Raw genomic sequence first — 18,197 nt, forward strand, 5'->3', positions numbered from 1 at the left:
TAGCGTTCCCGGAAGACTCACATCTTGCAGGTTCTTAAAATCTCACCTATGTTGGGAATGAATTGAGACGGTTGTCTTTTCCCAACTTAGATTGCTGTCATCCAAAAACCCCTGCCGCTTCCAACGGCGGGGTTTTTATTTATGCCCTCATGTTTTCAAAATAAAACCTCACGGCTTCCTCGATCAGCGGCGCGCGCGAGGCGACGCCACGTTCTTTCTTCAGAGCGTCCAGCTTCTGGATCATCTCCGTTGATAGGTATGTGTTGACTTCCGAACGACCAGCAGCCGCCTGCTTCGCCCGATGGGCGGCGACCTTTTTACGAATCGTTTCGGCTTTATCTGTTGATCTGTTCATAGTTACTCGTAACTTGTTTTCAATTGATTCTACAACTGATCAATTCGACGTATCACTCATCACCCGGAAAATAGGGTAATTGCAAGGGCGGGGAGGGCAGGGCCAGTTGGTCAGACTTCGCTTTGCCTTTCGCCGGCCGAGGTTTACGCGCGGCGGCTTTCTGTTCGGCCTCGATCTCGTCCAGATGCCGCAACAAATAACCAAGGCTATAGTGATCGCGCACATCGATCTCGATACGCAGCATGGACTTGCCGCCCTTCGTGGTGGCGGAATAGCTTTTCAGGGAGCAATGCTCGTCCAGCCAGATAGAACTCATGATGCTTGATCCTCAATCCATGTTTCCAGCGCACCTTCCAGCGTATGAAGGGCATCATTCCAGCCTTCGCGGTAGCCTGCAGGCTTGGCGTCAAGGACGTTATCTTTCATCATCTCGGCCTTGGTGAGCGCGTAGTGCTTGGAGCACCAGGTGCAAAACTCGCGCATCTTCACCTCAAAGAGGGCTTCAATGTCTTGTTCGAGATTGAGACCCATCACCGGGCGTCCGCATCAATGTTGCGGCGCTCAACCCTGTAGCGATAAACAACGACCCACGGGTCTCTATCCCATGCGCCCGGGCCGTTGATCGTGTCCCAAAGCGCTGCATACCAGCCGATGGGATAAGCGTCACGGATCTCGGCAACGCCTGCCTGCGCCCTGTTTTCCGGCGCTGGCCAGCCTTCCGCCGCCGCATCTTCCTCGCTGATATTCTGCAGCCGCTCAATGCGGACCTCTTCAACCACAAGCGTCATGCGCGAAGCCCATCGGGGCATGTACCGCCCTGTTTTCCAAATCATCTGGACGTCATCCCACGTGGGATCGGCGCGGTATATGCAATGCGCTGGCTTGCGCAGTGCGTTCGGCACATCGGCCGCCTTGCATCCGCAGCCGCTCCATTGAACATAGGTGTAGGAATGATCGTCCCATGCGTCGTCGTCCGACGGTGGATCGGGAAGAAAGCACTCCTTGACCCAAAAACGGTCGCCGACGTTAACGGTCAACCGACCTTGCCATTGCGCCATCACGGCCGAGATTTGATGCGGCGCGGGATCTGTAACCCAAGTCAAAATCCCATTCAGATTTTGCGTTAATTCCACAGTTCGTGCCGGCTCCGATCTCGGATTTACGATGACTATTGTGCGGGATGCTGTGCTTGGCTTCGATATGCCTTCCGCTCATCTCTCTGCGCGTACGATCTTTGATGTGACGATGGCACACCTTGAATCCGATTTTGCCAAAGTTGTCGACGCTGCCTCTCTGTTCGCCGAGTAAGCAGCGCGCGCCTCAAACGCCGTTCTCAATCCGTTCTAAAAAGCCGGACAATCACATTACTTTCGTGTCGTGATGCCTTAGAGTGTCTTTTCGCCCCCAGCCGGAACCGACCCCATCATCGGGCACACCTATCTTTTCAATAAGCAGCCAAGCCAAAACCTCTTCCGCTGCTGTCATACGAGTATCACCACCATCTGCCATGGGAACGGTTCCATCGTAGAGGCGGGCATCAATCGCTTCCTGTTGTATCTTGCTCATGACTGTGCCCTCAAATTACGTTGCGCACGGCGCTGGCGCTTTGCCTCTGCGCGGCTAAGGTGAAGCTGTTTGCTTTCGTCTGATTGTTTTGGCGGGGCTGGTGGCAGCACGAGGTGTTGATCGGTCAAGCTCAAATTTACAACTGTGCCAAATATGCCAGCGGCACCCAGAGCATATAGCTCTCTCATGACTGTGTTCCTTCCTCAATAATCCAATCTGTGAGGCAGTCTTCACAAAGCGCTTCACCGTCGTCGTTGAAAGCAACAGCTACTTCCCCGCAACTTCTTGCTTCGCAAATTTGATTGCCAGAACCTTCGCAAGCTTCACATTCACGGTCCCGCCAGACGTCAGGATCGTTGCCGCCGTACTTCGATTTGTAGATAGCGCCTTCACCGGCGCACGTTGAGCACGCTAGTCTCATGACTGTGTTCCTTCATGGGGAGAGGCGGGGAGAGGCGCAGGCGGCAAGGGCTGCCAGTGGGTTGGTAGGTGCCAATTGCCTTCGTTGATAGAACTGTCAAAATAGTTGTCCCGGCCTGTACCAGCCCACCACCATTCGCCGTCTTCTGCACCATTATCGGGCTCCGGGTCGAAATACGCCTCGCCGACTAGGTAACCGTCCTGATCCTTGGTAGGCACAGCAATAAAGATGTGTGTCTTATCGCGCGGCGCTGTTTTAATAAGCCGCCACTGGCGCTCTGCTTCAAGCTCTGCGATGCGCTGGGCCATCTTGTCGAAAAGACCCTCAACCGCATTTACCCATTCTTGGCCTGTCACGTCTGCCGTTATATCCGCCAGCAATTGGCGGGCGTCTTTGTGGTTGGCCATCGCGTTGGCGATATCCAGCTGGTAGTGCAGCTGATCGCGAATGCGCATTGCTGTCAGGTCTGCCCAATGCGCCGGGTGGAATGACAGCCGTCGCCGACCCTGTTGGGTAATATCAAGCGGGTGATGTTCGGTGTCGTCGCAAATCTCGTTCCAGGCATTGAGCATCGCCGAGCGAACGATCTCGTTCGTCACGCTCTCGGGCAAAAGCGTCTCGGCGCAAGACGCTTTCTGCGCTGGCTGGGCAACGGCGATGGGCAGTGCTGACCCCGTGGGTTTCGCGGCCTGCTTTGCACGTATCTTGTCGATCTTCTCCCATACACGGGCAAGCTCCGCTTCCCCGCAGGTGTCCATGTCGAGGCCATTGGCCAGGCACAGGGACGCAAATGTCAGCTGGACGCCGCCCGCTTCCTGCTCGGGATCTCCGACCGGGCGGTTGAACACATACTCGACCAGCGCATGGGCGCGGCCGGCGCTATAGCCGGTGGCCTGCACCAGCTCCAGCGCCTCTTCGATAAAGCGGTCGTTCCGCTCTTGCCTGTCGGCCGCGATGGCTGGGCCAAAGCAGGCATCCAGCCAACGGCCGACGCGTTCCTGAAAACTGGCTTGGCCCATGGCCACAACGCCGTGATGCTCGATCTCGCTCATGCTGACGCCTCCTGAATGAAGCAACCAATGCCGTTGATGATGTCGAAGCGGAAATGGTACGGGCCGCTCCAGTGATAAGCGTTCACGTCAATCGGGCCGGGAGCGGCCTCTGCGGACTCAACCGCCCCTTTCACTGTGTCACTGAGAAATTCATCGTCATCATTGACGACAAAGTGGGTCGCATCGGCTGGAATGCCGCCTATGCCTTCGATAGTGCCGTCCTCGTGTAGAGTGGCCTCAAAATAACCGTAGGCGCGGTTAAGGTCGAACGGCACGATCTGGCCGGGCGTGAGCTGTTCGGACCAGCCGAAACGCTCTCTGTCATCTTCCGTCGCCGGCCGCATCCACCATTCGCCGTTGTCGCAATGCAGGAAGGCGTTGATATAGGCCTGCGGATCGGGGATGTGTTCACACACCCAATCATGAGGAAGCCACGTGTTGACTGCGGTCGCGGCGCTCATTTCGCACCGCCTTGCATGTACGGTCGGACAAGGTCCAGTCCGGTCTCAACGTCGCCTTCGTCCACACCGTCATCGCCATTTTCCATCACGGCATCGGCGGCTGCATCCAGCATGCGGTGCACCGCTGTCGTTCCATCTTCCTCTTCGCGCTTCAGCTGCTGGGCCATAGACTTGGCGAACTTACTGAGATCGCTCACATAGAAATCTTCCGGCCACGCATCCTGCATCTGAACAGTCCACGCTAGGGTGGCGATGCCTATCGAGATATGTAGCTGTCCCTCTTTGATGGATACGGATAACGCCTTCGCCATCTGCTTCTTAGTCGGCGCAACGGGCTTAAGCTTCAGGCCGCGATACATCGTGGTGCCAGTCGAGCGGTCGCTTTCAAACTTGGCCGACATTTCCCGCGCAAAGGCCGCAGGCCCTACGAAGTTTTCGGGGGCTGTGCACATGAAATCGCGATAGGCTTGATATAGCTCCCTCGTTGAAATCGCAGGCGCGTCAGGATCGAGCGCAATACGGGCCTCAACAAACGTGGACGTGTGGTCCAGCTTGAAATATCCACGGCCATCGCTGGCAACTCTGAACCGGAAATACAGCGGGCCGGACCAAAAGTTGCATTCGGCTTCATGGTGACCTGGTTCAAGTTCTTCCCATGTCGCCAGTTCGGCCAGCGTGTCGCTGCAGGTGTCACCATCTCCGGCAAGCCAAAACAAATTGGCGTCGTCAGGGATTTCGCGGTCGACCTTTATTGATAAGTCATCTGTCAAGGTGAAGGTGAATTTGCCGTACAGCCGCACCTGATCAAATGCGATGGCATCGCCCGGCGTCAGTCCAATGACATGCTGGGTGAAGTTCTCAGGATCGGCTGCATGCTCTGTGGGTTGAAGTGTCCACTGACCATCGACACGATGCAAAAAGTCGTTTGGGTTGATTTGAGGCGCGGGATATTTTTTCTCTACCCATTCGCGCGGCACATAAAGGGTGGGTGCATCGGGATTCATTTCGCTTCACCTTTGAGGAGTTCGCCAAGAGCCTTGAATGTGGCTGTCAGGCGCTGGTTTTCGTTCAATGCTTCAGTCAGGAGAGAACTGCTGTCCCCGGCGGGGCCGTAGTCTTCAAAGAACCATGCCGGGGGAATGCCGAGCGCCTTGGCGATCTGCACGAGGCGAGAGCAGCCCACGCGGTTCGCGCCGCTCTCGTATTTCTGGATCTGCTGAAAGGTGACGCCGCATTTGTGACCGAGCGCAATTTGCGACAAGCCGCGCTGATTGCGCATGAGCCGGATGCGGGCACCTATCGCGACATCGATGTGATGAGGATCGCGGGCGGACATCAGGCGTAGCCCTCCATGCGCGCTGTTTTAGTGTTGCGGAATACAGGTCCGGTCTGCATACTCGTGGGGCGGAGACGAGCGCCTTCACACGACGCCCGCCTCCTGTCATTCATCACTACAGGAGCCATCATGATGAACGATTTTGTAACCTCAAATCGCTTCGCAAAATGATACGCAGTCCGTATTCGAACGCGCCGGGGAAACCTGCGACGCACTATAGCTTCAGATGCCAGCATGGAATCGCGGAGATCATTTGGCGCTTCGACCGCGGTAGAATTGCGTGGCATTGCTACTTCAACGGGGAGTGGCTGGGCGCATATGTTACGAAGTATGTCGCCGTAGAGCAGGTTGCTGGCGGTTCCTGCAACTGGCCGTCCGCAGGCAACATCTACGAGTTTGGGATATCGGATGATCTTTCCGACTGGGCCTCGCGGTAGTACGTGCAAGCGTGCCGCACGTCCTTGGCTGCCGTTTCGTCGAGCAGGAGACGCAATACACCTTCCGGTGTTTCGAGCATGATTGCCACGACCTGCTTCACGCCGTTCCGCTCGGTATGTGTCGGAAAGCTTGTTCCAAGCCATTGAGCGGTGATGAAATTCGCAAAGGGTTGTTTTGGTGACATTGGAAAAGCGTTCCTTTCTCATGAATTGTCCCCTTTGATGACAAGGCGTTGGCGCGGCTTGGCGGTTGACCTCCAGAGTGACCAGACGCTGAATCCGACCCGATTTCTGTAGGCACCCGTATGCCTAATGCGGATTAAATTACGCGTCAATACAATGTGCGTAATAAATTACTTATCCGCGCGTAATATATTCCCGATTGAAGCGCTGCGGAAACCTGCTCTATGGTTGCAATTCAGCTTGGGAGAGGTGAGATGTTAAAGTTCGCAGTGAAGGGCACCACGAATCAATATGTTGTCACAGCTGACGGCCGGGGCGCGAACCTTCGGATGTTCTGCACGTGTCCGGCTGGGCGAAAAGGGGGGCTTTTTTGTAAGCACTCGCAAGCACTTGTGTTGGGTGACGTGACATCTCTTTTACAGCCTTCAGACGATGTCATGTTGCTGAAGGAGGCTGTTGTCGGAAGTAACTATGAACAGAAAGCTTTGAACCACGTGTCGCTCGAAGAGCGCAGGCCCAAAGTTGAGGGGATGAAGACCATCCATGATGTCAATGCAAAGTACGGCGACGCGCTCCGCAACGCTGGATACGTTGTGGAGTTGGTTGAAGAAACCGACCCTTGGCATTCTGTCCGACTAAACTGCTATGGCAGAGGCAAAAGCGGAAAGATGCTCAAGTATCCAGTTGTGGTTTTGGAATGGGAAGAAAAAATCGCTGATCATTCCCACGATGAACACGGAAAGCCTGCACTAATCAGGGTCCGGCCGCGTGTAAGGCCATATAGCGTTCGTGGTAAAAAAGGAGGGAATTGGGGCGATATCGGGAAAGCTACACATGCCTTTTTAATTGAGGCTGGCATCCCCGTCTAAGCACTACACCCCAAACAATTCGTTTATCGTCAACACCCTATGAATGCCCTTGACGATATCGCATTTTATTTCGATTTCAGCAGGCGGATTGTGTTTTCCGATGACAATCGCCTTCTCAGTCCTGCGGCGATATATGCCAATGCTGGCCTCATGTGGCTCGTGGTCACCGTTCTTACATTCTACCACGACAATATCGCCTGCTCTCGGAGGTTTGCGCGGGTTAACGTAAATGAGGTCTCCAGGGTGATATTGTGGCTCCATAGACGTACCTTCGACAAAAAGCGCATAGATATCCCTTGCCTCTGTCAATGCGGGAGGCCTCCGAACATAGTCGACAATCCCCCCTTCGAACTGAAAAGCACCTCTAGTGTGAGAGCCTGCAGCAGTTCCCATAACTGGTATGTCTAACGGCATAGTTACGCGAGACGGAAGGGTTGGTATCTCGCGGGTTGAGTTCTGAAGAATAGTGTTTACTTGCTCCGGCGTTCCGTCCTCCCCGGTTAGATACTGAGATGTCGTGCCCAGCACCGACGCCAACTTAGACACCGTATCAACTCTCGGGTTTTTTGTTGTCCCATCCAATATTTTTCGGACAGTATCGCGAGCGCCGGTCGCTTGGATCGACAGGCGGTTTGCGCTTATGCCATTCTCCTTCATTAGAGAATTAAGCCGATTTATCAAAGTGTTATTCATCAAGCGTAACATAGTACGCGATACCTCTCGGAGAAAGCGGATTAAATTATGTTGACCGGCGTATAAAATTACGCATATTCGCATGTATGAAGTTACGAGATCAGCTCCTTACTGCCGCCGATGCATACTGCGCAGCCACTGGCCTAAGCCGTGGTCGGGTATCGACTCTCGTCCTATCTGGAGGGCGGCGAATTGATACAATAGCGGCAGGCGGCGATATCGGAGTTGATCGTTTTGAGCAGGCGATGCTTTGGTTTTCTTATAACTGGCCAGACAACGCCCCTTGGCCGGGTGATGTACCCCGTCCCGCACACTGCATAGAGGCCGCCGAATGATGCGCCTCTTTCCCCTTTTCCATTCGCGGCTGGGCAAGTCCTCCCAAGGCTTGGCTGCGCATAGCCGGTGCGGCGCGTCCATTGCGCCTTTGGGGCTGCGCCGCACCGGCGTTTTGAACCTGCGGCAACTTTTATCCTGCGCAGTTGCCGCAATACATTGCCGGCGGGGTTTGAACATTGGCCCTGTCGGCAATGGTCCGTTTGATGTGGTGCGCGCATGTGGCCCTCCATGAGTTGATGCGCTGATCCTGACAGTTTCGAGAATTTCCCACTACGGGAAAACCCGCCACATTTTCCCATGGCGGGAATGACCTTTTTTTGCCTAGAGGACGCCGCGCCATGAAAGACGCCATGACAGACGCCTGGTTCCACCAGTTGAAAGCCGCGAACCGCCAGTTGATCAAGAAAAACGGTGGAATCGAACCTTCCGCCGAACTGACATCCCTTTCGAAAAGTCAGATCGGCCGCTGCAATTCATCCAACGACACGGAGTTGCTGCCCATACCCGCTGTGCTGCGGCTGGAGATGGAATGCGAAGACCCGGTCGTTACCCGCGTCATGGCTGCTTTGAATGGGTGCAAGCTGACCGATCCGAAAGCAATCGTGGGGGAGGGTGCCTGCCTGCTTCGCGAATCCATGGAGCTTTCCACCCGCCAGAACGCCTATCAAATGAATGCGTCTATTGCGTTCGCAGACCTCAATGTCAGCCCGAACGAAGGGCGCAAGTGCATGTCCGACCTCGACCGCGTGATTGAGCAGGCGACGGCGCTAAAGCGTGAGTATGCAACCATTGTGGCCAAGGGCGGCGTGGACGCGCCTGCGTTGAGGATTGTCGGCGAAGCGGAGTAAGTTTCCGTGTCGCCCTTGCCCCCATCCACTCGCGATCAAGTCCGCCTCCGGAAATTATCCGAGGCGGTCCTCGATCTATGGGCCAAGGGCGGCAAAAGCACGTTCTGCATTGCGCAGGAGCTGCGCGCCGATGAGCGCGACGTGTGCCAGATCATTCAGGACGCGCAGGAGCACGGGCCGAAAGGCGGGCGCGCATGACAGATATTCTCCTCCACATCGTGACTGACGATCCGGCGTTTGCCGCAATGGAGGTGCTCCAGTGCCGTCCGGCCGAGGTGCCCCTGTGGGCGAAGCTGGTAAGCGATCCGAAACGGATACTGGCTTTGCCAAAGGGCGCGAAGTGCATCGGCATCATGCACTCCATGCGTCCGCACCTCACTCTGGCGCACTGCGCGTGGCTGGAGCGTCAGGAGCGCAACGATCTCGCCCGGGGGCTGACCGATCAAGAGATCGATATCTACCGGGATTGGGTGCGGCGGGGACACACGCTGACCCCGCCGTCCGGCGACCGGAACCCTGCACCAGCGCAATCTGCCCCGCCCACTGCGCCGCCAGCGCCAGCCACAGACCATATCACGCCGCTACCGCCAGCCGTGGAGCCATCCAAGCCCAAACAACCGAGGTGGAAATGATCGGGATTTACGCGTTCGGGCAGCACTCGATACCGATCAGCCCCCATCTGTTTGCTGCCATGCCTCCGGTCATGCAGACGCTGGCCGTACGGCATATGGCCGACATTGGAATGCCCGCCGCGTTCATTCGATGGGCAACCGGGCTGAACCAGCGCCAGTTCGATGAGATCGCGCAAATGCACCATTGCGTGCCTGCAGCGGGCCTGATTGCCGACGAGGCCAGCGCCAAAGCCAAGGCGGGCCGTGAACCCGGCAGGCTCTATCCCGTGAATGCCGAAAAGGCTTTGCTTTGGCTGTGCAGTGAGGGTGGCCGGGTGCGGATTTCCTTCAAGGGTCTCGAAGCCTCGGCCGCACTTGCGCGGGGCAGCGGACGCGAAGCGCTCGGCTGGCTCCTGGACCGGGGCTATCTCGGCATTCTCGGCGACCAGCGCAACAATGCAGCCTCCACCTATCAGGTAACCCGACCCGGCTGGCGTCTTGCCAGAGCACTCGAAAAGGCAGGTGCGCCATGACGACTTCCACCGCCCCGAACATGGACATGCTTGTGCGGCTGCAGAACGGCCGCAGACTGATGCGGGCAACCGGCCCCGGCAAGGTTGTTCGCCATGGGCGGGATTATCCGTTTATCGAAGGCGATATTCTCATGTTGGGCGTCGGCGGCGAAATCATTGGCCCAACCGATAGCAAGCGACTGGTGCAGAATGCATTCGACATTCTCGGAGCAGCTCTGGGCGTTTACCCCATGGCATTGGTCGAGTTTGCAGCGGTCTTTTGCGCCTGTGGTTTTGATCTGCGCGAGTGCCCTCAAAATTTTGTCAGGTTCAGCAATGGCAGCGTTCTATCGGTTGCCGACCCTGACGAAATAACACGCGACCTCGGCGATCCGCTTTGCGGCGCGTCTGTTTTGCTGGTTTCCAAAAAGGGTGTGGCGCTCACCGACGCGGTGGATTTCAGCCAGGCGGTGCTGAAAGCCATTACGCTCTTGAACCAGCCCCGCATTGTCTATCCCGCCCTGCAGGTGGATTTCGCGATGACCCTGCTGGCCTTCGAAATCATCTCGGAAATGAACAGGCCCGCGCAACCGGCGCCGGCAAAAGCAGAGAGGGCGCACTGATGGCTGGATCGGTCAACAAAGTCATCCTCATTGGCAACCTCGGCGCAGATCCCGACATCCGCCGCACCCAAGATGGGCGGATTATCGTCAGCCTGAGTATCGCCACCTCGGAGACATGGCGCGACAAGGCCACAGGCGACCGGAAGGAAAAGGTCGAGTGGCACAAGGTTGTCATTTTCAATGAAAACCTTGCCAAACTGGCCGAACAGTATCTCAAAAAGGGTGCGAAGGTTTACATTGAGGGCCAGCTTGCGACCCGCAAGTGGCAGGACCGGGATGGTGCCGACCGCTATGCCACCGAGATCCTGCTACAGGGTTACAGCGGCAGCCTGACCATGCTGGAAGGCCGTCGCGACGGCTCCCGCCCACCCGCTGGTGACGCCGACGATTACGGCTATGACAGCAACCGCGCAGCCGGTCGTTCCTCCACATCATCATCCGGGGCAGGCTCCTACAGCCAGTCAATGGATGATGACGTGCCGTTCTAGCGGTGCAGGCAATGAACGCCCTTGCGCCGATCAGTCCCGCTTCTACCGATCTCGTCGGCGACCTCGACCGTGCACGGGCGCTGTTTGACGCCGGCGATGTGCAGGCGGCAAAGCAGCTGGCCGATCTCGTCTATTCCACCGTGAAGCCGTTGGGCGATGCGGTGGCTAAACTTAAACTGCAAGAATCCCTTGCCGCCTGCCGGCGCATTCAGGCCGATGCGCTGGAGCTGGTTAGCTATTCCGAAATCCGCATTGCAGATGAATGGGACCGGCTGGCCAAGGAAGGCAAGACGCTGCGCGGTCGCCCCAAAAGCGTCGTCAACGAAGACACTTTAACCGCCGATAGCATTGGCCTGACCCGTGACCAGATCCACAAGGCCCGCAAGCTGCGCGATAAGGAGGCGGCAAACCCCGGCTTTATCCGCCTCGTGATCGAGGAGAAGGTGCGCGAAGGGGTTTCACCCACGAAAGCCGCCATTCGCCACGCCATCGGCACCAAATCGCACACGGCGGCGGAGAAGGGCGACCAGCTTTACCAGACGCCGATTGAAGCCATGCGCACGTTGCTGGCGCTGGAATCCTTTTCCGGCGTGGTGAAGGAACCGGCCGTCGGCCTCGGCGCTTGCCTGCGCCCGCTGGAGGCGGCGGGCTACCGCGTCATGATTGCGGATCTGGTTGACCGGGGAATCGTCACGCAAGAGGGCGACTATCAGCAGGTTGGGGATTTCCTGCTGTCAGATGCAACGGGGTCTGAAGGTGTCGATATCGTCACCAACCCGCCTTACGACGATCTCGCCAATGCCTTTGCAGCCCATGCGCTGCGCGTTCACAAGCCGGGCAAGATGGCGTTGCTGTTGAACCTGAATTTCATGTGCGGTTTTGAGGATAAGAACCGCCGCTACGTGATGGATGAACACCCGCCATCGCGGATCTACGTATTTGCCCACCGCCTGCCCATGATGCACCGGGAAGGCTGGGAGGGAAACAAGGTCTCCAGCCAGATGAACACGGCGTGGTTCGTTTGGGAGCGCAATGAAGACGGCTCCTACGGGCAGGGCAATCCGCAGATTATCCGCGTCATGTGGGACGATTACATGAAGGCGGACCCCCGGCCCCCCGGCGCTGGCGGTCATGTTGCGCCGATGTCGTTTCGCGCGGCGTCTCCTCGTTCCGGGCCGGATGATGAATTTGCGCGTGAGACGGTGCGCAAGACCATGGAGGAGCGGATCGAGGAAGCGCAGGCGCGGGCCTTGATCTGGATCGGCGAACACGACCAGCCGTTCGACGCTGGCACCTTGCGACGCGGGATCGGCGTTCGGCCGTCCGTGGCGGATGCGTTGATTGCGGATTTTGCGGAGCGGGCGCTGATTGCGGCCGATCAAGATACATCCGGCGCGCCGAGCACCTGGAGCATCACAAATTACGGCTGGGAAGCGCTGCGCACGGCGGCGGCCGTGGTGCACCTGCGCGCCAGCTATCCAGCGGAGGATTCACGGCTATGACGCGTCTTGTAATTTTGGAAAGCCCCTATGCGGGTGATGTGCTCACGAATGAGACCTACGGGCGGGAGTGCCTGCGCGATTGCCTGCGCCGGGGCGAGGCTCCGATAGCCTCCCACTTGCTCTACACGCAACCGGGCGTGCTGGATGACGATGTGCCGGACGAGCGGGCGCTCGGCATTGCCGCCGGTTTGGCGTGGGGCCGCGTGGCGGATGCGACGGTGGTTTACACGGATCGCGGCATATCCAAGGGCATGCTGGAAGGCATTGAACACGCCAAGGATGCAGGCAGGCCGATAGAATATCGGGTGCTTGGGGGGTGGTGGTCATGACGCCAAAGCGCTTGCTCGCATCCTTTTCTTTTGCAATCGCGCCGGCGTCACCAAGAAGCGCGACGAGTTGCGGCCGCTGTTTTCCACCACGGAGATCTATCCATGAAAAACCGACTTATCGACCTCAACAACCACCTGTTCTCGCAGCTTGAGCGGTTGAGCGACGAGGGAATGACCGCTGAACAGATCGAGCAGGAGGTCAAACGCGCGGACGCCATCGTAGGTGTGAGCGAGCAGATCATCCGCAACGCGGACCTGTCGCTGAAAGCCGTGGCGCTTGTTGCCACACACGGCGACCGTTTCGCTTCAGCGCTGCCGATGATTTCGCCGCCGACCGCCCCGTCTCGAGACGAACCGCAAGTGCGCACACAGCGTCCACTGATCAAGGCAGCAGGCACATGAAGGGACGCGCGATCTCATACAGCGCCGAGGAAATGGCTTGGCTGGAGGAAAATCGCTCTATGATCATTAGTGATTACCATCGAGCGTTTCTTGCAGCATTCGGCAGGCCTGAAATCACGGCTCTCCACCTTCATGGCCTGAGAAAGCGGAAAGGCTGGTTTGTAGGCCGAAAGCCGGGTCGCTTCTTTGGTCGCCACAGGAAGTTTTCGGTCGAGGAAATGGCTTGGCTTAAAAATCACTCTGCCATGGTGATTGGAGAATATCACTCCGCCTTCAACGCGAATTTCCAGCGCGAAGATGTTACGCCGCAGAACCTGCACGCACTCCGCAAGCGGATGGGCTGGAAGACCGGACGAACCGGCCATTTCGTGAAAGGCCAGGTGTCTCCGAATAAGGGTACGACCTGTGCGCCTGGCACTGGAGGTCGTCACCCTAACGCGCAGCGCACTCAGTTCAAGAAAGGTAGGCTACCTCACAATCATCAAGGGGCAGGCCACGAGCGGATTGATAGAAAGGACGGGTACACCGTCATGATCATTGACGAGGTGAACCCATGGACGGGAGCCGCAACTCGCCCAGTGCATAAGCATCGGTATTTGTGGGAGCAGGCGAACGGGCCAATTCCCGATGGCTATGTCCTGAAATGCCTAGACGGCGACAAAATGAATTGTGCCCCCTCGAATTGGGAAGCGATCCCCCGCGGCGTTCTTCCGCGGCTTAACGGAGGTCGCTCTACTCGCGTCATGGCTTACGACACGGCCCCCGATGAATTGAAGCCAGCACTCCTGACGCTGGCACGCGTCGATCAAAAGGCGAGCGAACTGCGTAAGCGCAAAGGAACTCGCCTTGACAAATCCTGACACCCATACCCGCCCGATCTACGCCGAACTGTTCAAGTCAGAGGACATCTGCGCCATTTTCCATCGGTTCAAACCATGCAGCGTAAGCATACGTCTTAACATTCTTTCCCCTCATAAAGGATCAGGGCGCACCACAAGAGTGCGCCCTGATGTGCCCGGATTGCCTTTCGGTGGTCTATTCAGCTGCTTCCAAGCCCACGACCAGGCGCATGCCCATAACGGCCAGTGCCTGCGTCAACGGCTGCAGCTTCGTCTGGTGATTGGGGTCCAACATCCGGCGAACCTCTTTCTCGTCTTTGCCCAGCTGGCGGCCGAGTTCCGTTCTGGTCATGCCGCTTTCACGGAAAGTCTCGATCACGGCAATCTTGGCTGCAACATCAGCGTCCGGCGTAACGAACACGCCTTTCGCATCTGCGACGGGCAAGCTGCGACCCAGCTCGATGTACGTCAGAAGCGCCACGCCCAGCGCGTCCGCCGCCATTTCGCGGGCTTCCTTCATGGTGTCGCCTTCCGTGATGGCTTCCGGCACGTCATCAAACGTCACCACAAAGCCATCACCATCTTCCATCGGTTCAAACCGGGCTGCATACGCATACGTCTTCATGTTCTTTCCCTTCATGGCCAAACATGGCCTTGCAGTTACGGGCAAGGTGGCGAGGGGGCTTATTTCAGCCCCAACCCCTTTTTGATCTTCGATGCCGTTTTCGGGTCGATTTCTCGGCTGGGAAGAGTTGCAAACCTTTCTCCTATGAAAACCGTTGCATGCCCTCCTTTGCCTTTGCTTTTGTCGACCCGGAAAGAAAGACCCAATTCCTTGGCTTGCTCCCTGAGTTCGGCGATGAAGCGGTCTCGTTTGTCCATAACTGTCTCCGTTTCAATGAGATTGGTATCGGACATTTTTGTCCGTTTGTCAACGGCATTCGGACAATTTTATCCGAATATTTTGCGCATACTCTGGTCTCGAAAGGGATGGGTTCATGTCTGACGTTCTGGATGAATTCATAGAACGCGCCCGGGCCATATCCTTTGCGGATGCGGTTGACCGGCTGGCCATACCGGTACCGGCGCGGGGCAGGCCGGAATATGAGGGGCCGTGCCCGCGTTGCGGCGGTCGGGATCGCTTTGCGGTTAACCGCAAGAAAGCCGTGTGGGTTTGCCGGGGCTGCGGCGCTGGCGGGAAAGACGGGATCGGCCTTGCAGCCCATGTCCTGCATTATGAGGTGCGGTCGCGCACGGGCTTCCTCGGCGCGTGTTCGGCCGTGCTGAAAGAGCCTGTGCCGCAAGAGGGCGAACACGAGAGCGATGAACAACGGGCAGAGCGCCAGAGGCGCATTGCCGAGGCGCAGGCGCAGGCCGAACGCAATCGGCAAGCGCAGGACGCGCAAGGCAACATCCATCGTGAGCGCGAAATCAACAAGGCACGGGGCATGTGGCTGAAAGCCAGTACAGAGCGCGGCCGTGACATGGTGACGGCTTACCTGCAGGCGCGAACAGGCTTTGTCGTGCCGCCGGATATTTTCGACAACATTCGATTCATTGCCGATTGCGGCTATTATGAAGGCGAAGACGAGGGCGGTCGGCCGCTGGCGATTTATTCCGGGCCGGTCATGATCGCGCCTATTGTCGATCCATCCGACACCGTTATCGGGTGCCACCAGACGTGGATCGACCTGTCCAACGCCCGAGGCAAATCCCGGCCGGTGCTGTGGGGTGTGACGAAAAAGGGCAGAGAAGCCAGGCGCTCTTTCCTGTCCGACGCTGGCCGTCGCCGACCACCGACCCCCCTCGATGTCGAGGCGGGCCTCTATACCCTCCTGCCCACCAAAAAGATGCGCGGCTCCAAGAAAGGCGGGCTGATACCGATCCTCGGCGACCCGGACGCGAACCGCTGGCTGGGCGGCGAGGGCATTGAGAACGTGATGGCGGTCGCCGGCGCTGAAGGTTTCCGCAAGGATACGTTTTACTTCTCGGCCGGCGATATCGGCAATCTGGCAGGCCCGGCCGACCCCGATTCCGCGTTTCCGCATCCGACGCTCAAAAAGCAGATCGCGAACGGCCAATGGCGGCGCGTGAGCGTGCCGGGGCCAAAACCGAAAGAGGGGCAGAACCCCGCTGAAGCGCTCCAGGTGCGCGCCCATGTGCGCCAGCTGCTGCTGGTGGCCGATGGCGATAGCGAACCGCTGTGGACCGCCTCGGCCATGGCACGGGCGCAGGCACGGCTGGCGCGTGCGGATCTCGACATTCAGATCCTGTGGCCTCCCGAGGGCACGGATTTTTCTGGCGCTATCAGCGCCGCAATAGCAGTGCAGGGGCGTTAATGAGCAAAGACAAGAGCAAAAGCGGTGTGCCTGAGCCGGTTGTGGACATGCTGGCCCGCGCCAACATGCAGCGTGGGCTTTATAACCAACACCCGGACCCTTTGCCTGTTGTCGAGGCGGATGAAGAGGAACCGTCCCTTGTGCTTTCTCCCGAGGAAATCCTCGAAGAATGCGCGCTTGAGCCGGAAACCGACATCGGTAATGCCCGTCGGCTGATCAACCGTTATGGCGATGAAATTCTATATGTTGCCCGTGTTGGCTGGCACGGATTCGACGGGAAACGTTGGAAAGAGGATGAGGATGGGTCCGTTGTTCGGCCCTTGGCCCACCGCACGGCCGAATTTATTGACGATGAAGCCATTCTTCTCGATGCCACTGATGAGGAAAAGGCGATGATTGATGAAGGCCGGGCCGCGCAGGTTGCCATGAAGGAGTTGGGCAAACCCAACGAAAAGTGGCCGGTCGAGAAGCTGGAAAGGCATGAAAAGCTGCAGGAGGCCATCGACACTATGGCTGCTGCAAACAAGACCCGCAAAGCCCGAATGTCATCGCGACATAGCCATGCCAAAAGCTCGGCCGGAACCTCCAAAATCAACAATATGCTGCAGGAAGCTGCACCCTACGTCGCCAAGATGGTCAATGATCTCAACACTGATCTGTACGCCATCAACGTGCGCAACGGCACTTTGCGCTTCTTCTGCTCGGAGCTGGATGGCGTTGGAAAGTGGCAGGTGCGGATGGATCGTCATCGGCATAGCGATTACATCTCCAAACTTGCGCCGGTGGTTTTCGATCCGAATGCGATCTGCCCGGTGTTTGAACAGTTTTTCATAACCGTCATGCCAAACCCGGATATCCGGGCCTTCATGCAGCGCTACATTGGTTACTGCCTTCTCGGACTGACGGTCGAGCAATGCCTTCTGTTTCTTTACGGGGCAGGCCGGAATGGCAAATCAACCTTTGTCGATCTGATGGTCGATGTCCTCGGTGATTATGCGGTCACCCTGTCGATTGACAGTTTCGCCGGCGAGAACCGACGAGGGGGAGGCGATGCCACCCCTGACCTTGCCCGCTTGCCGGGCGCTCGACTGGTGGCAGCGTCCGAGCCTGAAATGGGCGTCAAAATGAAGGATGCCCTGATCAAGACGCTGACGGGTGGCGAGAAAATCGCGGTTCGACGCCTGCAACAGGATTTCTTCGAACTGATACCGCAATTCAAGATCCTGCTTCAGGGCAACCATAAGCCACGCGTTGACGACGATTCAGACGGTATATGGCGGCGCGTCCACTTGGTGCCGTTTGATATCCAGATCCCGGAAAACGAGGTCGATCCCGACTTGCCCATGAAACTGCGGCGGGAAATTCCCGGCGTGCTTGCCTGGGCCGTGCGGGGCGCTTTGGACTACCTGCAAAAAGGTTTGCAGCCACCCGCTGCGGTGAAGGCCGCGACGGCCGAATACCGCGAGGAAAGCGACCCGATAGGAGCCTTTCTGCGCAATGGCTGCCGCATAACCGGCAATGACAACGACATGGCTTCACCAGAGGATTTGTTCATTGCCTATTCGAATTTCGCCCGCAAGGAAGGTTTGCCAGAGTTCAAAAAGGACACGTTCAACCGGCGAATGCCGGGGCAGGCGCAGAAAAGCTTTAAGGGGGAGGACGGACGTATGCACCAGTTCCGCAAGGGCAAACGCGGGACCACGTTTTATTTCGGAATCGCGGTCAAAGACGAGTTCCTTGCACCGCAAGGCGATAGCCCGTCGCAGGGGCGCTTCAACGATGAGCCATGGCCAGATGACCGCTAACGGCGCACCCGGACCCTTTGCGTTTTGCTCAAAACGCCGCGCCCTACCGTCTCTATCGGCGAAATCAGGGAGCGTAGGGACGATAACGGCGGGATTTTGGGCGGAACAGTCAAGTCAAAGGGCGCGGGGATTCAAACACTTATGACGATAGGGAGGCTAGGGACGCTATCTGCGAGGCTTGCGTGAGGCG

General features: G+C 57.6%; 27 protein-coding genes. 14 read left to right on the forward strand and 13 right to left on the reverse strand.

Annotated features, from left to right (window positions below; genetic code table 11):
- Positions 1-139 precede the first annotated feature (139 nt).
- The 4 genes from IFT84_RS20365 to IFT84_RS20380 are packed head-to-tail and all read right to left on the reverse strand — an operon-like array spanning position 140 to position 1,392.
- Positions 140-355: a ribbon-helix-helix protein, CopG family gene (locus IFT84_RS20365; protein ID WP_192122464.1), complete on the reverse strand. Its 216-nt coding sequence runs from the start codon at positions 353-355 to the stop codon at positions 140-142.
- A 52-nt stretch (positions 356-407) separates the two neighbouring features.
- A complete protein-coding gene (locus IFT84_RS20370) occupies positions 408-671 on the reverse strand; it encodes a hypothetical protein (RefSeq protein WP_192122465.1) in 264 nt (87 codons plus the stop codon).
- Positions 668-886: a hypothetical protein gene (locus IFT84_RS20375; RefSeq protein WP_192122466.1), complete on the reverse strand. Its 219-nt coding sequence runs from the start codon at positions 884-886 to the stop codon at positions 668-670. The genes IFT84_RS20370 and IFT84_RS20375 overlap by 4 nt, the downstream gene beginning before the upstream one ends.
- Positions 886-1,392 carry a hypothetical protein gene (locus IFT84_RS20380; protein WP_192122467.1) on the reverse strand — a complete coding sequence of 169 codons (507 nt, stop codon included), beginning with the start codon at positions 1,390-1,392 and terminating at the stop codon, positions 886-888. The genes IFT84_RS20375 and IFT84_RS20380 overlap by 1 nt, the downstream gene beginning before the upstream one ends.
- A 127-nt stretch (positions 1,393-1,519) precedes the next feature.
- Between IFT84_RS20380 and IFT84_RS20385 the strand changes: the two genes are divergently transcribed.
- Positions 1,520-1,663, forward strand: a complete 144-nt coding sequence (locus IFT84_RS20385; protein WP_244651322.1) for a hypothetical protein — start codon at positions 1,520-1,522, stop codon at positions 1,661-1,663.
- Between the two features lie 51 nt (positions 1,664-1,714).
- Here the strand turns inward: IFT84_RS20385 and IFT84_RS20390 are convergent, their stop codons facing one another.
- The 6 genes from IFT84_RS20390 to IFT84_RS20415 form a co-directional block, all read right to left on the reverse strand.
- On the reverse strand, positions 1,715-1,921 hold the full coding sequence (locus tag IFT84_RS20390) for a hypothetical protein (protein WP_192122468.1): 207 nt from the start codon (positions 1,919-1,921) through the stop codon (positions 1,715-1,717).
- 417 nt (positions 1,922-2,338) lie between these two features.
- Positions 2,339-3,394, reverse strand: coding sequence for a DUF551 domain-containing protein (locus IFT84_RS21365; RefSeq protein WP_197975624.1), 1,056 nt, complete (start codon positions 3,392-3,394; stop codon positions 2,339-2,341).
- Positions 3,391-3,855 (reverse strand): hypothetical protein, encoded by a 465-nt coding sequence (locus IFT84_RS20400; protein WP_192122469.1) that lies wholly within the window; start codon positions 3,853-3,855, stop codon positions 3,391-3,393. The genes IFT84_RS21365 and IFT84_RS20400 overlap by 4 nt, the downstream gene beginning before the upstream one ends.
- On the reverse strand, positions 3,852-4,859 hold the full coding sequence (locus tag IFT84_RS20405) for a hypothetical protein (protein WP_192122470.1): 1,008 nt from the start codon (positions 4,857-4,859) through the stop codon (positions 3,852-3,854). Before IFT84_RS20405 ends, IFT84_RS20400 begins: the two co-directional genes overlap by 4 nt.
- Positions 4,856-5,191: a helix-turn-helix domain-containing protein gene (locus IFT84_RS20410; protein ID WP_192122471.1), complete on the reverse strand. Its 336-nt coding sequence runs from the start codon at positions 5,189-5,191 to the stop codon at positions 4,856-4,858. Before IFT84_RS20410 ends, IFT84_RS20405 begins: the two co-directional genes overlap by 4 nt.
- Before the next feature lie 388 nt (positions 5,192-5,579).
- Positions 5,580-5,813, reverse strand: a complete 234-nt coding sequence (locus tag IFT84_RS20415; RefSeq protein ID WP_192122472.1) for a hypothetical protein — start codon at positions 5,811-5,813, stop codon at positions 5,580-5,582.
- A 222-nt stretch (positions 5,814-6,035) separates the two neighbouring features.
- Between IFT84_RS20415 and IFT84_RS20420 the strand changes: the two genes are divergently transcribed.
- Positions 6,036-6,680 (forward strand): SWIM zinc finger family protein, encoded by a 645-nt coding sequence (locus IFT84_RS20420; RefSeq protein ID WP_192122473.1) that lies wholly within the window; start codon positions 6,036-6,038, stop codon positions 6,678-6,680.
- Between the two features lie 3 nt (positions 6,681-6,683).
- On the opposite strand, the gene IFT84_RS20425 is transcribed toward IFT84_RS20420, so the two are convergent.
- Positions 6,684-7,373 carry a S24 family peptidase gene (locus IFT84_RS20425; RefSeq protein WP_192122474.1) on the reverse strand — a complete coding sequence of 230 codons (690 nt, stop codon included), beginning with the start codon at positions 7,371-7,373 and terminating at the stop codon, positions 6,684-6,686.
- Between the two features lie 674 nt (positions 7,374-8,047).
- Here IFT84_RS20425 and IFT84_RS20430 point away from each other — a divergent pair.
- The 10 genes from IFT84_RS20430 to IFT84_RS20475 all read left to right on the forward strand — a co-directional run bounded on the left by IFT84_RS20430 (position 8,048) and on the right by IFT84_RS20475 (position 13,884).
- On the forward strand, positions 8,048-8,557 hold the full coding sequence (locus IFT84_RS20430; RefSeq protein WP_192122475.1) for a hypothetical protein: 510 nt from the start codon (positions 8,048-8,050) through the stop codon (positions 8,555-8,557).
- Positions 8,558-8,563: 6 nt separating this feature from the next.
- Positions 8,564-8,755, forward strand: a complete 192-nt coding sequence (locus tag IFT84_RS20435) for a hypothetical protein (RefSeq protein ID WP_192122476.1) — start codon at positions 8,564-8,566, stop codon at positions 8,753-8,755.
- Positions 8,752-9,189, forward strand: coding sequence for a hypothetical protein (locus IFT84_RS20440; RefSeq protein WP_192122477.1), 438 nt, complete (start codon positions 8,752-8,754; stop codon positions 9,187-9,189). The genes IFT84_RS20435 and IFT84_RS20440 overlap by 4 nt, the downstream gene beginning before the upstream one ends.
- The gene (locus tag IFT84_RS20445; RefSeq protein WP_192122478.1) at positions 9,186-9,701 is read left to right on the forward strand and encodes a hypothetical protein; all 516 of its coding nucleotides are present in this window, start codon (positions 9,186-9,188) and stop codon (positions 9,699-9,701) included. Before IFT84_RS20440 ends, IFT84_RS20445 begins: the two co-directional genes overlap by 4 nt.
- Positions 9,698-10,303, forward strand: a complete 606-nt coding sequence (locus IFT84_RS20450; protein WP_192122479.1) for a hypothetical protein — start codon at positions 9,698-9,700, stop codon at positions 10,301-10,303. Before IFT84_RS20445 ends, IFT84_RS20450 begins: the two co-directional genes overlap by 4 nt.
- Complete coding sequence (gene ssb, locus IFT84_RS20455) at positions 10,303-10,791, forward strand: single-stranded DNA-binding protein (protein ID WP_192122480.1); 489 nt, start codon at positions 10,303-10,305, stop codon at positions 10,789-10,791. Before IFT84_RS20450 ends, ssb begins: the two co-directional genes overlap by 1 nt.
- 11 nt (positions 10,792-10,802) lie before the next feature.
- A complete protein-coding gene (locus IFT84_RS20460; RefSeq protein WP_192122481.1) occupies positions 10,803-12,293 on the forward strand; it encodes a hypothetical protein in 1,491 nt (496 codons plus the stop codon).
- Entirely contained in the window at positions 12,290-12,622 is a 333-nt protein-coding gene (locus IFT84_RS20465) for a DUF7768 domain-containing protein (protein ID WP_192122482.1), read from the forward strand. Before IFT84_RS20460 ends, IFT84_RS20465 begins: the two co-directional genes overlap by 4 nt.
- Before the next feature lie 102 nt (positions 12,623-12,724).
- Entirely contained in the window at positions 12,725-13,024 is a 300-nt protein-coding gene (locus IFT84_RS20470; RefSeq protein ID WP_197975625.1) for a hypothetical protein, read from the forward strand.
- Positions 13,021-13,884 carry an HNH endonuclease signature motif containing protein gene (locus IFT84_RS20475; RefSeq protein ID WP_197975626.1) on the forward strand — a complete coding sequence of 288 codons (864 nt, stop codon included), beginning with the start codon at positions 13,021-13,023 and terminating at the stop codon, positions 13,882-13,884. Before IFT84_RS20470 ends, IFT84_RS20475 begins: the two co-directional genes overlap by 4 nt.
- Positions 13,885-14,059: 175 nt before the next feature.
- Here the strand turns inward: IFT84_RS20475 and IFT84_RS20480 are convergent, their stop codons facing one another.
- Positions 14,060-14,488, reverse strand: a complete 429-nt coding sequence (locus IFT84_RS20480) for a type II toxin-antitoxin system HicB family antitoxin (protein WP_192122483.1) — start codon at positions 14,486-14,488, stop codon at positions 14,060-14,062.
- A gap of 59 nt (positions 14,489-14,547) precedes the next feature.
- A complete protein-coding gene (locus tag IFT84_RS20485; protein WP_192122484.1) occupies positions 14,548-14,781 on the reverse strand; it encodes a hypothetical protein in 234 nt (77 codons plus the stop codon).
- Positions 14,782-14,861: 80 nt separating this feature from the next.
- On the opposite strand from IFT84_RS20485, the gene IFT84_RS20490 reads away from it, so the two are divergent.
- A complete protein-coding gene (locus IFT84_RS20490; RefSeq protein WP_192122485.1) occupies positions 14,862-16,202 on the forward strand; it encodes a DUF7146 domain-containing protein in 1,341 nt (446 codons plus the stop codon).
- A complete protein-coding gene (locus IFT84_RS20495; protein ID WP_192122486.1) occupies positions 16,202-18,007 on the forward strand; it encodes a DNA primase family protein in 1,806 nt (601 codons plus the stop codon). The genes IFT84_RS20490 and IFT84_RS20495 overlap by 1 nt, the downstream gene beginning before the upstream one ends.
- Positions 18,008-18,197 lie beyond the last annotated feature (190 nt).

It is taken from the genome of Rhizobium sp. CFBP 8762, assembly GCF_014841565.1.
Lineage (GTDB): Bacteria > Pseudomonadota > Alphaproteobacteria > Rhizobiales > Rhizobiaceae > CFBP-8762.

Bases quoted from the DNA above. Each gene is read 5' to 3' on its own strand.
- IFT84_RS20495 (WP_192122486.1), top strand. From the start codon at position 16,202: ATGAGCAAAGACAAGAGCAAAAGCGGTGTGCCTGAGCCGGTTGTGGAC.
- IFT84_RS20440 (WP_192122477.1), top strand. From the start codon at position 8,752: ATGACAGATATTCTCCTCCACATCGTGACTGACGATCCGGCGTTTGCC.
- IFT84_RS20460 (WP_192122481.1), top strand. From the start codon at position 10,803: ATGAACGCCCTTGCGCCGATCAGTCCCGCTTCTACCGATCTCGTCGGC.
- IFT84_RS20470 (WP_197975625.1), top strand. From the start codon at position 12,725: ATGAAAAACCGACTTATCGACCTCAACAACCACCTGTTCTCGCAGCTT.
- IFT84_RS20415 (WP_192122472.1), bottom strand. From the start codon at position 5,813: ATGTCACCAAAACAACCCTTTGCGAATTTCATCACCGCTCAATGGCTT.
- IFT84_RS20485 (WP_192122484.1), bottom strand. From the start codon at position 14,781: ATGTCCGATACCAATCTCATTGAAACGGAGACAGTTATGGACAAACGA.
- IFT84_RS20425 (WP_192122474.1), bottom strand. From the start codon at position 7,373: ATGAATAACACTTTGATAAATCGGCTTAATTCTCTAATGAAGGAGAAT.
- IFT84_RS20490 (WP_192122485.1), top strand. From the start codon at position 14,862: ATGTCTGACGTTCTGGATGAATTCATAGAACGCGCCCGGGCCATATCC.
- IFT84_RS20420 (WP_192122473.1), top strand. From the start codon at position 6,036: ATGGTTGCAATTCAGCTTGGGAGAGGTGAGATGTTAAAGTTCGCAGTG.
- IFT84_RS20465 (WP_192122482.1), top strand. From the start codon at position 12,290: ATGACGCGTCTTGTAATTTTGGAAAGCCCCTATGCGGGTGATGTGCTC.
- IFT84_RS20400 (WP_192122469.1), bottom strand. From the start codon at position 3,855: ATGAGCGCCGCGACCGCAGTCAACACGTGGCTTCCTCATGATTGGGTG.
- IFT84_RS20445 (WP_192122478.1), top strand. From the start codon at position 9,186: ATGATCGGGATTTACGCGTTCGGGCAGCACTCGATACCGATCAGCCCC.
- IFT84_RS20450 (WP_192122479.1), top strand. From the start codon at position 9,698: ATGACGACTTCCACCGCCCCGAACATGGACATGCTTGTGCGGCTGCAG.
- IFT84_RS20375 (WP_192122466.1), bottom strand. From the start codon at position 886: ATGGGTCTCAATCTCGAACAAGACATTGAAGCCCTCTTTGAGGTGAAG.
- IFT84_RS20475 (WP_197975626.1), top strand. From the start codon at position 13,021: ATGAAGGGACGCGCGATCTCATACAGCGCCGAGGAAATGGCTTGGCTG.
- IFT84_RS20410 (WP_192122471.1), bottom strand. From the start codon at position 5,191: ATGTCCGCCCGCGATCCTCATCACATCGATGTCGCGATAGGTGCCCGC.
- IFT84_RS20405 (WP_192122470.1), bottom strand. From the start codon at position 4,859: ATGAATCCCGATGCACCCACCCTTTATGTGCCGCGCGAATGGGTAGAG.
- IFT84_RS20480 (WP_192122483.1), bottom strand. From the start codon at position 14,488: ATGAAGACGTATGCGTATGCAGCCCGGTTTGAACCGATGGAAGATGGT.
- IFT84_RS20430 (WP_192122475.1), top strand. From the start codon at position 8,048: ATGAAAGACGCCATGACAGACGCCTGGTTCCACCAGTTGAAAGCCGCG.
- IFT84_RS20370 (WP_192122465.1), bottom strand. From the start codon at position 671: ATGAGTTCTATCTGGCTGGACGAGCATTGCTCCCTGAAAAGCTATTCC.
- IFT84_RS21365 (WP_197975624.1), bottom strand. From the start codon at position 3,394: ATGAGCGAGATCGAGCATCACGGCGTTGTGGCCATGGGCCAAGCCAGT.
- ssb (WP_192122480.1), top strand. From the start codon at position 10,303: ATGGCTGGATCGGTCAACAAAGTCATCCTCATTGGCAACCTCGGCGCA.
- IFT84_RS20390 (WP_192122468.1), bottom strand. From the start codon at position 1,921: ATGAGCAAGATACAACAGGAAGCGATTGATGCCCGCCTCTACGATGGA.
- IFT84_RS20365 (WP_192122464.1), bottom strand. From the start codon at position 355: ATGAACAGATCAACAGATAAAGCCGAAACGATTCGTAAAAAGGTCGCC.
- IFT84_RS20385 (WP_244651322.1), top strand. From the start codon at position 1,520: ATGACTATTGTGCGGGATGCTGTGCTTGGCTTCGATATGCCTTCCGCT.